Here is a 12,483-nt window from a genome sequence, read left to right on the forward strand (position 1 = left end):
TCTTTGTTTTTCTAACTGAAAGGATAGTTTTACGACTGATTTTTAAAATTAAAACCCTTTGAATCGTTTTTTATAATTGAAATAAGAGAGAGTGATAACGATGATTCCGAATAAAAGAGGTAAGGCAATAATTTTAGGAAAAGCTTGTAGTAGAGAGAGGATGTACAAGAAAAAAGAAACGATGACAGCTAGAAAGAGAAGAGCAATATAAGATTTTTTCATAAATAAACCTCCTAAATGACCTTTTTTATAGCTTATTCAAAAATGAAAACGTTTAGAATGTGACAAAAGTGTGAAATTCGACAAAAGGGGTTGTCATCTGACGTCGAATCTTGTAATATAATAAGCGTGAACGAATTCACATACAAACATATACCCCTTTGTTTGAACGTGAAAATTTCTCCCATCCCCTTTAATATTTTTATAAGCCGTAAAGAAGAAGACCTGGTGTTTACACCAGGTCTTTTTCTTTTGCTATCCATTTCCAATAACGTTCGCATTTTACTTCTATCATTTGTACTTTTCGTTTCAGTTGTAATTTTTTTAGTTCGCGTTCAATTTCTTGTTGCGGACAATCATAAATAAATGCTACTTCTTTTGAAGATATAAATTGTGTTGCTTCTAGTAACACTTCTAAAGGTGGTAATGGTTCTGGCTCAATTTCACATTTTACAAGTTCTTTCAATAATTGTACGTATACATCGTAGGAATAATTTCCAGCGATTTTAATACCTTCTTCATCTGAGTTCGCATGAAAAAAGACGAGGGAAGGTATTTCTGTAATATGCATTTCATTTGTGAATTTCAAGTCACATTGGAAAGCTTTTTTTGCACTAGCAGAATGTAGATCTTTTTTAAATTCTTCTACATCAATATTGCTATCTTTCGCACATGCAAGTAATAGTTCGCAGTCAGGGTTTGATACATTTTCAAGGAAAATGTATTCTTGGAGTTTTCGCAAAAACTTCGAACCTGCTTTTCGGCCTTGCAACTCCGCTGCCTTAATTGCCATCGAAACTAAATATGGTGTTGACGATGCTTCTTGCATATGTACCTTTCCATCACATGAAAAACCTTGTAAACTGGTTGTCTTTTCCCACACAAATCGAATATTAGCAGGTTTATTCCATTTGTGTGAGGAAGCGTTCGTTCCATCCACTTTTCCTGTTACGATATGACGAATAGAGAAGTATTTCCCGTATTCAAGCCATAGTTTAATAATAAAAGGCTCAATTTCCCAGCAATCTTTACAAAGTGGATCAATAAATAAATATGCTTCTACAGACTTATGCTCGCATGCGGAAGGAGATGGCATATTTATATGCTTTGCTTCCTGCTTATCCATTACACTTCACCTGTTTCGTTTGGAGTATTAACCATATGCTGAGCGGTTAATGCTAAACGTTCAAAAACAAACTCTCTTATATGACCATGAACTCCAGTATCATCCATTGCTTGCTCCATACATGATAGCCAAGCCTCTGCTCGTTTTGGAGTAATCTCAAACGGAAGATGGCGTGCCCTTAACATAGGATGACCATGTTCTTCAGTGTACAAATTAGGACCACCTAAATATTGTGTTAAAAATTGCTTCTGCTTCCTAGCGGTTTCTGTTAAATCTTCCGGGAAGATGGGAGATAAGTCAGGGTGTTTACTGACATAGGAATAAAATGTATCTACTAATATTGCAATGCATTGTTCACCGCCAATTCCTTCAAATGGTGTCATCGGTTGCTTGCTCATCCTTTATAAACTCCTTTTTCCATGAAATGTATATCTATTGTAGCAATGGAATGTTCGAGAGGGCAAATAAACAGCTTTCTCAAAGATTCTTTGCTTATTCTACGGGTGTAAACTTTTTTAGTGAGATGTATCCACTAGTGAAACATATTCACTAGTGGAATTTTCACTTTAGCGTGCTTTTTTTTGTTTGGCAAGGAAAAAGCGTTTTACTTTGTTATTTGTATGGCGAACAGGTATGTTATGTTGCGTTAATAAATGAATAAATGCAGCTTTTCCTGTTTCTTCATCTTGTACTTCAAATTCAATTTCATAATCATCGTGATTGTAATAGAAACTATGATCAAAGACAAGCGTTCCGCCTTTAAATAATGTTTCTGCTCTTTCTGTTGTTAAACTACCCATATATGTTAAAGCAGAAACAGGAATTTGTAATTTGTGTAATTGATCTACTACTGCTCCTTGAATGATTGTGTTTGTTTTCATCATCATTTTTGCTTCGTCTTCTGTTACGACTTGATGCGTTTCTAATAAACCGATTTCTGCAGGTTGTTTCAACGTTAACGTATAAGTTGCTCCTTTATGACGAATACGAAGTGCAGAGCCAGCTTCTTTTAACGAGAAGTCAGGTGTTTCAAAGTAGTGATTCACTTGTTTTGTAAATGCTTCAATAGAAAACGATTTACATAATGTATCGAATTCTTCTTTTGTAACGATATTTTTGAATTCAATTTCAATTTCTTGTGTCATTGTATAATCTCCTTTTGAAAAATAATTCTTTACACATTATCGCTTTTTCATAAATTTGGTTCAATGTTTTATTTGTTTGCGTCCATGTTATGATACAATAATACTGTTAAGTAAGACAGGAAGTTGAGATGGAGGAGTTAGAGCATGCAAAATAAAATCCAAGTTAAGAGCGTAGAAAAGAGAGAGAATGCTCTTATTTTTTGTGCGGAAAATAGTGAAATAGAGGTAAAGGAGTTAAGTGCGCGTAATCACGTACTTGTAGACTCAGACAATTTATCATTTTTATATATCTTAGAAAATGAATCATCTTTCATTTATGTAAGTATTCCGCACACATGCTGGGAAGCAATGCATGAAGCGATGAATAACGATGTGGTTATGTTCGTTCGCGTGAATGACATTGAAATGGAATTAGAAGGATTAAAAGAAGAAGTAGAATATTTAGTTGAAAATATTGAAGGTAATGCAAATTACGGAGAAGAATTAGTAACTGCTGTAGAAAAAGTATTTCTATAAGCAAATGGATTGATTTTGGTGGTGGTTGAAATGAATCGAAATTGGGAAGAATTTTTAGCACCTTACCACCAAGCGGTGGCAGAGCTAAAAGTGAAACTAAAAGGAATGCGTACTCAATTTGCAATGTTAACAGAGCATTCTCCAATTGAGTTTGTAACAGGAAGGGTAAAGTCGGTTGCAAGTATTATTGATAAAGCGGAGAAGAGAAATGTACCGCTAGACCGATTGAGAGAAGATATGCAGGATATTGCTGGGCTTAGAATGATGTGTCAATTTGTTGATGAGATTAAGCCTGTTGTAGAATATCTTCGAAAACGAAATGACTTTGAAATCGTGGAAGAACGTGATTATGTCACGCAAAAGAAAGATAGCGGTTATCGTTCTTATCATGTTGTCATTAGTTATCCTGTTCAAACGATTCAAGGTGAACAAAAAGTATTGGTAGAAATCCAAATACGCACGCTAGCAATGAACTTTTGGGCAACAATTGAGCATTCTTTAAATTATAAATATAGTGGACGTTTTCCTGAAGATATTAAAATACGATTGCAACGTGCAGCTGAAGCGGCGTTTTTATTAGATGAAGAAATGTCTTCTATTCGTCTTGAAATTCAAGAAGCGCAAAAGGCTTTTTCAAGAAAGCAAGAAACGAAAGATTCCGAATCATAAACTAAAGGGTGTTGGGCGATGAAATTTACAATTATGTCAAAGGGAGATCAATCATCAGATACACTGGCAAGCACGATGAAAGAGTACTTGCTAGATTTTGGATTTATAATGGATGAAAAGGAACCCGATATTGTAATTTCTGTTGGGGGAGATGGAACGCTTTTATATGCGTTTCATCGTTATTATAATCGATTGGATGAAACAGCATTTGTTGGTGTACATACAGGACATCTAGGTTTCTATGCAGATTGGTTACCAACAGAAGTAGAGAAATTAGTAATTGCGATTGCGAAAACACCATTCCAAGTGGTGGAATATCCGCTTTTAGAAGTTATTATTCGCTATGTGAATGGAAGTAAAGAGTCACAGTATTTAGCGATGAATGAGGCGACTGTAAAAAGTGCAGAAGGTACATTAGTAACAGAAGTAGAAATACGCGGAGAATATTTTGAAACATTCCGCGGAGATGGCCTTTGTATCTCTACTCCTTCAGGAAGTACCGCGTATAATAAAGCGCTTGGCGGAGCAATTATTCACCCATCTATTGAAGCGATTCAAATTGCAGAAATGGCGTCCATTAACAATCGTGTATTTCGTACTGTAGGATCGCCACTCGTATTGCCGAAGCATCATACATGTGTGTTAAAGCCAGCTGCAGGAATGAACTTACAAATTACAGTGGATCATTTAACGATGGTTCATCAAGATGTGAAATCAATCCAGTATCGCGTCGCAAACGAGAAAGTACGATTTGTTCGTTTCCGCCCATTCCCGTTCTGGAAACGAGTTCGTGACTCGTTTGTTGCAGATAAATAGAAAGGGTTATATATTTGAACAGATTTACATTGAAATGGGATATAGGGCCGGCTGAAGAGGGAACTTTAGTTAGGGAATTTTTGAAAACGAAAGGTATTTCTAAAGCCGCTTTAACGGATATAAAGTTTCATGGCGGAGCAATTGAAGTAAATGGTCAACATGCGAGTGTTCGTCATCAGTTGCGTGCTGGTGAAGAATTACGTGTCTTTTTTCCAGTGGAGGAAAGAAGTGAAGGGATGATGGCAGAAGATATTCCTTTATGCATTATATATGAAGATGACGCGGTTCTTATCATTAATAAAGAGGCGAATATGTCAACGATTCCGTCTAGAGAACATCCGGCAGGAAGTGTTGCCAATGCGCTGTTATCTCATTATGATAAGCAGCATCTTGCAAGTACAGTGCACATCGTAACACGTTTAGATCGTGATACTTCGGGGCTTATGCTTATTGCAAAAAATCGTTTCGTGCATCATCTTTTATCGAAGCAGCATCAACAAAAAGCTGTGAAACGAACGTATGAAGCAATTGTTCACGGAAAGATTGTAGAACGAGAAGGAATGATTGATGCACCAATTGGTCGAAAATCTGATAGCATTATTGAGCGAATGGTTTGTGAGGATGGACAAAGGGCAGTTACTCATTTTAAAGTAATTGATAGTACATATCATAAGACACATGTAGCGCTTGAGCTTGAGACAGGAAGAACGCATCAAATTCGTGTGCATATGGCTCATATAGGACATCCATTACTTGGTGATAGCTTATATGGAGGGAGAAGGGATGAAATGAAACGGCAAGCACTTCATAGTAAATCTTTGACGTTTTATCATCCTATTTTAGAGAAAGAGATGTCTTTCACTATAAAGCTTCCAAGCGATATGCAAGAAGTGTTGCGGCATACTTAAAAAGGGAACAAAATTCTTATATTATACAGAATTTTGTTCCCTTTTTTCTTAGCGGAATAATATTAAAATTTGGTTTTCACCCGTACGCTTTATAACGAAAAATCCATTTTCGGCTTTTGTAGCAATGCCATTGTCATTTGGAAGACAAAATCCATGTGCTTCGCAAGTGCCGTCATCACGTACTAACATTTGTCCAATTAATCCGACAGGAAGCCACTCGGCGCGATCTTTTCTTGCTACATATTTGCGAGTTGGATCCCATTCTGTATTTAAAAGAGGTTGTATTTCTTCGGTTTCCGTCCATACATATTGGCGTTTTCCAAAGTTATCTGTTTTATAACGTTTTTCCCAACTTAAAGCCCCGCTATTTCCTATAAGGGCAGGGGTTGCACTAGATATTCCTAAAATGAACGAGTCGTGTGAAGTAGCTATCCGAATTTTTTCTTCGCTACTAAATGTAACGAAATAACCGACATCAATAGGTTTATGATCTTCGGTTTCAAACATTTGTGCAAAATCCGTTCCACTTGCATTGTAAGACGCACCCTCAATGTACATTTCTCCATTATGGGCAAGCCATTTAGCCCCGATATTATGGTCGGTGTCGCTTACACCATTTGCAATAAACCAAGAATAAGCTTCTTCTGCAGTGCCGAAGCGCCCCATAATATGGCTACCTGCAAAATGAGCTGTTGATGTATGATGACCTTCCGCATGAGAAGAGGATCCGTTAGCGATAGTTGCGGTTCCTTCTGCGTGTGCTGCTTCGCCTAAAGCAATCGTCTGTTTACCCTCTGCATGAGAATAAGCTCCGCCTGCTGTCGTTTCACTTCCCTCACTATGCGAACTATGTCCAGTTGCTTTTGAGTTTGATCCCTCTGCATGAGAGAAAGAACCTTTTGCGTGTGTTAATAAGCCTTCCGCATGTGCTGCCATGCCCTCCGCATGAGAGTGAAGCCCTTCCGCATATGCATATCGGCCGCCCCTTTTAACTTTTGTATTTTCAGGTGTAGGTGTCTCAATTATGAGTGGTTTTTCAGTTTGTATATCATTCGATGAAGCCAATGCCTCTTTTATTTTTTTTACTTTGTTTATAATAGCAGCTGGAATTTCTGGTTCCACTTTTTTATTTATTGCTACAGAAATATTTTCTTCCGTCTTTTCTTCTGTTTGATTAGAATGTATTACCTGTTCATCTTGATTTGAGAGCTGTTTATTTTTTTGTTGCATCTTTATTTTTCTGCGATCGATTATGCGGCTCATCACAGCATTTTCTAAAGAGACATATGTTGGTTTTACTTTGCTTTTTTTTGATGACTCTTGTTCTTCCAGTTCTTCTATCGCTGCAGCCCGAATACTACACCAGTTGTTAATTCCGTACATGGGCAGATATAAAGGGGGAAATTTTCTTTTTTGTTTAGAAGATTTTTTCTTCATTCTGTCACCTCCTGCGACATTATATGTAGTGTAATTAAAAAAAGATGCACTTTATTGCATCTTTTTTTAATTACTTTACCTAGTTTTATATGAGATCTGCCTAAATAATACGGTAATCTTTCGCTAAGTAAGGTAGTTATGAAATTGGACGGAATTTCTCAGCGACAAAAGGTAAAGAAGAAGGAACAGAGATAGTCTCCATTTCAGGATAACGTAATCCGGTTAATTTGCCACCAAATACAGCACCAGTATCAATATTGACTGTCTGATTGACGAATCGAGGTTCTGCTACTGGTGTATGTCCATATACAATCCAAGCTTGCCCCTTGTACTCTTGCGCCCAATCGCGACGGACAGGTGAGCCATCGGCATGCTTTTCTCCTGTAATATCGCCATATAATACAAAGGTTTGTACTTTTTTATCTCGTCTTCCTATGTAATCTTGCCGAATCCCAGCGTGACATACGATTACTCTTTTTTCATCTAGTATGTGGTAGAGCGGTGATTGTTCATAAAGAGTGATAAACTTTTCTTTTATAATGTTTTGCTTATGAGAAGGGAGTGCCTCATATTCAGCAACAGTTGTTTCAAGTCCGTGAGCGACTGTTACATTACGCCCAAGGAAAAATCGATATAGTTTATTACAGTGATTTCCAGGAGCGTAATAAGCTTCTTTTTTATGTATGACAAGTTCCCATACAATTTCAATCATACGTAATGAATGAGGACCACGGTCTGTAATATCGCCAACGAATGCAAGTTTACGTTGGTCAGGGTGAACCGGTAGACCGCTACTCCAGTTATATCCTAGCTTCTCTGTTAAATTTTGAAACTCTTGGAAGCATCCATGAATATCTCCTATAATGTCATATTTCATATTTAAACCTCCATCGTATTTTTCATTAGTATATCTAAAAAAGGATAGAGATAAAAATATAGCGTTTTTGTGTTGTTCATTTAAACATAAAGATTTTCGTTCTTGAGCGAACATTTAAAATGAATCCAATCGCAATCATGTATGTAAGCAGTGAACTTCCTCCGTAACTCATAAGAGGTAATGTTATCCCTGTAATGGGAAGTAATCCGATTGTCATCCCGATATTTTGGAATACTTGGAAAGTAAACATTCCGATTGTACCAGCGCAAATGTAACTACCGAAAGGGTCATTACTTTCTAAAGCAATATGAATCATTCGAAAAATGAGTAAGAAAAAAAGAGAAATAATGACACTTGCGCCTAGAAAGCCAAATTGTTCAGCGACATTAGTGAAAATAAAATCTGTATGTGGTTCTGGAAAATATACTTGTCCATTTTCCCACCCTTTTCCTTGCATTTCTCCGGATCCAGTCGCTAAGAATGCTTGTCTTAATTGATAGCCTTGTGCATCATATTTGTAAGGTGCTAACCATCCGTAGAAGCGATTTAATTGATACTCTTTTAAAATGTGTGCTTTAAAGAAATCTGTGTGAGTAAAAAAAATATATATTAATGTAGATCCAGCAACGAAAGTACCTGAAACTAATCCAAAAATAAAACGCCATCGTATGCCAGAAACTAGTATCATTGCTGCAAGCATCGCTGAAATGACCATTGTGTTTCCTAAATCTGGTTCTTTTGCAATAAGTAGTAGTGGTGGCAAGCTTGTCGCAAATATTTTTCCAAGTAGTAAAAAATCGTCATGTATCGTTTGGGAAAAATATTTCTCATTATGATTTGCTATAATTCGTCCAATGACGATAATTAAAAACAATTTCATAATTTCAGAAGGCTGAAAATTTCCGATGCCTGGGAGCCTGTACCAAGCGGTAGCGCCTTTAATTGTAACGGCACCTGGTACTTGAAGTTCTAGTCCAATAAGTAGTACCATTGCAAAGCTGTACAAATACCAAGCAATTTTTTGATAACGATCGAAGTCGATAATCATAATAACACCAATGGCTATAAATCCAATGAAATACCATTGGATTTGCTTTAGTACAAAATTGACGTTTTGTAAAAATGGCGGTAAAGAGGCTTGCGCACTTGCAATAGCACAACAACTAACAATCCCAATGGCAAATAAAATAAATAGTAATACGTAGTCTATTTGATATTGAGAATTTGGATCTTTCAATGTAGGTATTCCTTTCTACTGCTCTTTATAGTAATGGATTTTATCCCGCATTAATGGGCAGTAAGACCCCCACCTCAAAATTCAGCGAAAGCGAAGAAGTTAGGTGGGGGATCAACTGCCCGTAAAAGCCCGATTGGTGAGAGCTGATTAAAGTTTCACTTTATAGTATGAGAAAGAATGTATGAACTATACGAATGATTCACATATAGTCCATACACTTTTAATTTTGCAGAGTAGTTTAATTGTTTAGCTCTTTAATAATTATATCCAAACAATGAGAGAGACGTACATGTGCGTCAGGAAAAATATCTAGTTGATGAAGATAGTATTTTAAGGAACTTTTACACCATTGGTAAGCACTAAGTAGAGCTGCTCTATAGTCCGTAGTATTTTGTAAAAAGCCATATTCTTTTGCTGTTATAACAAGGTGTGTGAAATCTTCACAACCTTGAAGGAGCTTATTGTGTATTTGTTGTCCAGCATGGTAGCGAAATTGACTTAAAGGCTCAGAAATGTATATTGCATTTCCTTTAGAAAGTAAAGAAATCCATGAGGCCATATCAACACTACAAGAATATTGTCGCTCTTTAAGGGTGCCAAAAGGTTCAGTGAGCAATTCCTTTCGGAACAAAGTAGTTGTAGGCTCACCGATAATGTTGTGTCCGCCCTTTAACATCCAATTACCTAAAAATATCCCGTTTAATGGGGTGTCTTCACTATATAACCTTTGTGTTGGATGGGAATCACCTATTAGATTTCCATGATCATCAATGCGTACTCGATAAGAAGTAACAAGAGCAAGATTTTTATTGGGATCTTGCTCAAAATAGGTCATCATTTTTTGTATTTTATGCTTATAAAACACGTCATCGTCCATTAAAAAATTTATATACTCACCATTTGATTTTTCTATGAGCATAAGGTCATTGTGAAATTGTCCTAGAGTAGGGGTATTTCGAATGTATGTTATATTTTTATAATTTGGTAAGTATTGTTCGCGTATTAAAGTTGCTGTTTCATCATTTGTACTATCATCTCCGATGATGATTTCAATATTTGAATAAGTTTGTGCCAATGCACTTTCTAGAGCAATTTTGAAATAATGAGGCCGATTATAAGTAGGAATAAGGATGGAAACGAGAGGTGGATTTTTTTCATTCATCATACATAACTTCCTTTCAGAAGCTTTTTTTTGTAAGAACAATATCTTGGTAACTTGTATATTCATGTCTGCCGCACCATAAACCGTAATGCGGCTTATTGATTATTTCTAGGCCGTACTTATTCAATAGATTGCAAATATCTGTCTCAGGATAAGCAACTGCGAAATTCGGAATATCTTTATTTACAACGTAGCAATTTTCGATTCGATGATAAAAACCTAATGTACTTTGTCCTGCATTTAAATAATAGGACGATTCAGGGTTTATAAGAAAGAATGTAATGAAACATCTCCCGTCTTTTTTTAATACACGTACAATTTCAGATACGTAATGTTCTAATTCTTTTGGGAGAAGATGTGTAAATACAGAAGTTAAAAAGATAAAATCGAATGTTCCGTCTTCATAGGGAAAACGATATTGAGAGGCATCTTCTTTTCCTTCCGGATTATAGAATTGATTGTATATGTCAACATGTTCAAAGTGAAAATTATTACGCATAGTTGAAATGTTATTTTGACACCAAGTAATTCCATCTTTAAACAAATCAAATCCATAATACGCTCCATCATCATTTAAGTAATTCATTAATGGTACAGCCATTCGGCCGACACCGCAGCCTACATCTAATACTTTTTCATTTGATTTTAAAGCACCAATTTGAATAAAATGCTTTAGGAACTCTTTTCCAACTCTTTTGAAGTCGCCACCTACATATTGGACGAGTTCAGGAGGGGGGAGTAAAGTCATTTCTTTGTTAATTTCGCTCATGAGTATACCCCTTTCTTGTATGAGAAGATGCAGTAAATCTATTAATAAAATTTTCAATTTGTAGTGAGAGAATACAGGAAAACAATTGTTATATGTAGGGAGATTCCGAAAAAGAATACTTAATTGGATTAGAAGTGAGAGAAGAATGAGTGAAAATGGAATCTCCTATAGATTAAATCTTTTTTTATTCTTTTCTCCAATAAACGCCAAATACATCAATTTTAGTAATAGGGGCTTTTAAATTTCGTTGGTTTCTAAAGTCTGTCACAGCCTCAGCGCATGGCGGTAGCCCGTAGTCATCGATAATTATATAGCCACCTTTAGAAACTTTATCATATAAGTTCACGAGACCATCCATTGTGGATTCGTACATATCACCATCAAGCCGTGCAATTGCTATTTTTTCAATTGGTGCTGTTGGTAAAGTATCTTTAAACCAACCTTTTAAAAATTTCACTTGATCATTTAGTAAATCATATTTTTTGAAATTCTCTTGTACTTGTTCTAAAGAGACGCGTAAGTAATCGAATGTGTGTAAATAATCACCGTAATCTTTTGGATATTGTTCTAGATTCGGTGCTGGCAAACCTTCAAATGAATCTGCAACCCACACATTACGATCCGTAATGTTGTTTGCTTGTAAAAAACCATTCATAAAAATGCATGATCCTCCGCGCCATACACCTGTTTCAATAAAATCACCTTCTATATTTTCACGAACAACGGTTTCCATCGCCTCTTGTAATTGGTTCATACGTTCTCGACCAATCATGCTATGTGCTGCTCTTGGCCAATCCATTCCATCATGGCGTTCACTTTTTGAAACATTTGGTTTTACAATTTTTAAGTTATGGTTTTCAGCATATTGCTTAATGAATAAAGGGAGGGGGACTGTAACTGGTTCGAATTCTAGTTCTTTTGAAATATGTAGAGATGCGGGTAAGTATGCCTCATATTCTAACCATATTTCAAATAAAATGGTCTTCTTTAGCAATTCGAGATAAAGCTGAACAGCAGATTTACTTTCCATATTTGTGCCTCCTGCAAAATGTCATACAACAATATGATTATGTAGATAGCGAATGTTTCATGATTGAATTTGAAATTGAAAAAGCAGTAAAACTGATATCAGTTTTACTGCTAAGTAAAAAATTAAGCGATTTTTTCAATAATAATAGATGCATTTGTACCAACAGCTAATGATAGCCCAAGCCCTGTAACGATTACTTCAACTAATGATGGAGTTGTCGTAATTTGCGTAATTGCTTGAACAACGATAGGTGCTCCAACTGAGATTAAAGTGGCCCCAGTACCTGGAACAGATACCCCATTTACTTGGATTGTAAGTCCTCCTAATAGACTTACTGCTGCAGTGTATACGATAACGGTAATTTTATAGAATCCAGTTTGACTAATTACAAAAGTATCAGGATCTAATTGAGAAATTGCTGTACCAAACTGAGATCCAACAGTATTAAATGGTACTGGAGCATTAAGTCCAATATCCAAAGAAATCCCAGCGGAGTTAAATGCATACAATCCTGCTGGAAGTCCTAGTCCGGATGGTCCAGTCGGTCCAGTCGGTCCAGTAGCCCCAGTCGG

14 protein-coding genes and 1 pseudogene are annotated in these 12,483 nt (G+C 36.2%); 4 read left to right on the top strand and 11 right to left on the bottom strand.

The window, feature by feature from the left end:
- Positions 1-48: 48 nt before the first annotated feature.
- From MR107_RS19685 to MR107_RS19700, 4 genes are all read right to left on the bottom strand, one after another.
- Entirely contained in the window at positions 49-222 is a 174-nt protein-coding gene (locus MR107_RS19685) for a hypothetical protein (protein ID WP_000750355.1), read from the bottom strand.
- Between the two features lie 229 nt (positions 223-451).
- Positions 452-1,345: a ClpXP adapter SpxH family protein gene (locus MR107_RS19690; protein ID WP_000360645.1), complete on the bottom strand. Its 894-nt coding sequence runs from the start codon at positions 1,343-1,345 to the stop codon at positions 452-454.
- Positions 1,345-1,743, bottom strand: coding sequence for a globin domain-containing protein (locus tag MR107_RS19695; protein ID WP_000043390.1), 399 nt, complete (start codon positions 1,741-1,743; stop codon positions 1,345-1,347). Before MR107_RS19695 ends, MR107_RS19690 begins: the two co-directional genes overlap by 1 nt.
- Before the next feature lie 168 nt (positions 1,744-1,911).
- Entirely contained in the window at positions 1,912-2,490 is a 579-nt protein-coding gene (locus MR107_RS19700) for a CYTH domain-containing protein (RefSeq protein WP_086395928.1), read from the bottom strand.
- A 144-nt stretch (positions 2,491-2,634) separates the two neighbouring features.
- Between MR107_RS19700 and MR107_RS19705 the strand changes: the two genes are divergently transcribed.
- Genes MR107_RS19705 through MR107_RS19720 form a run of 4 tightly spaced genes read left to right on the top strand, consistent with a single transcriptional unit; the run spans position 2,635 to position 5,399 of the window.
- Positions 2,635-3,006, top strand: a complete 372-nt coding sequence (locus tag MR107_RS19705) for a UPF0738 family protein (RefSeq protein WP_001180003.1) — start codon at positions 2,635-2,637, stop codon at positions 3,004-3,006.
- 30 nt (positions 3,007-3,036) lie between these two features.
- Positions 3,037-3,675 carry a GTP diphosphokinase gene (gene yjbM, locus MR107_RS19710; RefSeq protein WP_001081482.1) on the top strand — a complete coding sequence of 213 codons (639 nt, stop codon included), beginning with the start codon at positions 3,037-3,039 and terminating at the stop codon, positions 3,673-3,675.
- Between the two features lie 18 nt (positions 3,676-3,693).
- Positions 3,694-4,491, top strand: coding sequence for an NAD kinase (locus MR107_RS19715; RefSeq protein WP_000673190.1), 798 nt, complete (start codon positions 3,694-3,696; stop codon positions 4,489-4,491).
- A 14-nt stretch (positions 4,492-4,505) separates the two neighbouring features.
- Positions 4,506-5,399 (top strand): RluA family pseudouridine synthase, encoded by an 894-nt coding sequence (locus MR107_RS19720; RefSeq protein WP_001079134.1) that lies wholly within the window; start codon positions 4,506-4,508, stop codon positions 5,397-5,399.
- A 48-nt stretch (positions 5,400-5,447) separates the two neighbouring features.
- Here MR107_RS19720 and MR107_RS19725 read toward each other — a convergent pair whose 3' ends face one another.
- The 7 genes and pseudogenes from MR107_RS19725 to bclA all read right to left on the bottom strand — a co-directional run.
- Positions 5,448-6,836: a peptidase G2 autoproteolytic cleavage domain-containing protein gene (locus MR107_RS19725; RefSeq protein WP_000730517.1), complete on the bottom strand. Its 1,389-nt coding sequence runs from the start codon at positions 6,834-6,836 to the stop codon at positions 5,448-5,450.
- Positions 6,837-6,972: 136 nt separating this feature from the next.
- Positions 6,973-7,713, bottom strand: coding sequence for a bis(5'-nucleosyl)-tetraphosphatase PrpE (gene prpE / locus MR107_RS19730; protein WP_000872698.1), 741 nt, complete (start codon positions 7,711-7,713; stop codon positions 6,973-6,975).
- Between the two features lie 76 nt (positions 7,714-7,789).
- Positions 7,790-8,950: an FtsW/RodA/SpoVE family cell cycle protein gene (locus MR107_RS19735; protein ID WP_000654702.1), complete on the bottom strand. Its 1,161-nt coding sequence runs from the start codon at positions 8,948-8,950 to the stop codon at positions 7,790-7,792.
- Between the two features lie 238 nt (positions 8,951-9,188).
- Positions 9,189-10,115, bottom strand: coding sequence for a glycosyltransferase family 2 protein (locus MR107_RS19740; RefSeq protein ID WP_000980807.1), 927 nt, complete (start codon positions 10,113-10,115; stop codon positions 9,189-9,191).
- A 13-nt stretch (positions 10,116-10,128) separates the two neighbouring features.
- On the bottom strand, positions 10,129-10,881 hold the full coding sequence (locus MR107_RS19745) for a class I SAM-dependent methyltransferase (protein WP_242292623.1): 753 nt from the start codon (positions 10,879-10,881) through the stop codon (positions 10,129-10,131).
- Positions 10,882-11,065: 184 nt separating this feature from the next.
- Positions 11,066-11,911 carry a TylF/MycF family methyltransferase gene (locus MR107_RS19750; RefSeq protein WP_000444381.1) on the bottom strand — a complete coding sequence of 282 codons (846 nt, stop codon included), beginning with the start codon at positions 11,909-11,911 and terminating at the stop codon, positions 11,066-11,068.
- 122 nt (positions 11,912-12,033) lie between these two features.
- Positions 12,034-12,483: pseudogene (gene bclA / locus MR107_RS19755) on the bottom strand (collagen-like exosporium glycoprotein BclA); the annotation flags it as partial.

The sequence above is a fragment of the Bacillus cereus group sp. BfR-BA-01441 genome, from assembly GCF_022663075.1.
Lineage (GTDB): Bacteria > Bacillota > Bacilli > Bacillales > Bacillaceae_G > Bacillus_A > Bacillus_A cereus.

Coding starts and splice junctions, on each gene's coding strand:
- MR107_RS19740 (WP_000980807.1), bottom strand. CDS start 10,115: ATGATGAATGAAAAAAATCCACCTCTCGTTTCCATCCTTATTCCTACT.
- MR107_RS19715 (WP_000673190.1), top strand. CDS start 3,694: ATGAAATTTACAATTATGTCAAAGGGAGATCAATCATCAGATACACTG.
- MR107_RS19745 (WP_242292623.1), bottom strand. CDS start 10,881: ATGAGCGAAATTAACAAAGAAATGACTTTACTCCCCCCTCCTGAACTC.
- yjbM (WP_001081482.1), top strand. CDS start 3,037: ATGAATCGAAATTGGGAAGAATTTTTAGCACCTTACCACCAAGCGGTG.
- MR107_RS19705 (WP_001180003.1), top strand. CDS start 2,635: ATGCAAAATAAAATCCAAGTTAAGAGCGTAGAAAAGAGAGAGAATGCT.
- MR107_RS19750 (WP_000444381.1), bottom strand. CDS start 11,911: ATGGAAAGTAAATCTGCTGTTCAGCTTTATCTCGAATTGCTAAAGAAG.
- MR107_RS19690 (WP_000360645.1), bottom strand. CDS start 1,345: ATGGATAAGCAGGAAGCAAAGCATATAAATATGCCATCTCCTTCCGCA.
- MR107_RS19695 (WP_000043390.1), bottom strand. CDS start 1,743: ATGAGCAAGCAACCGATGACACCATTTGAAGGAATTGGCGGTGAACAA.
- MR107_RS19725 (WP_000730517.1), bottom strand. CDS start 6,836: ATGAAGAAAAAATCTTCTAAACAAAAAAGAAAATTTCCCCCTTTATAT.
- MR107_RS19685 (WP_000750355.1), bottom strand. CDS start 222: ATGAAAAAATCTTATATTGCTCTTCTCTTTCTAGCTGTCATCGTTTCT.
- prpE (WP_000872698.1), bottom strand. CDS start 7,713: ATGAAATATGACATTATAGGAGATATTCATGGATGCTTCCAAGAGTTT.
- MR107_RS19700 (WP_086395928.1), bottom strand. CDS start 2,490: ATGACACAAGAAATTGAAATTGAATTCAAAAATATCGTTACAAAAGAA.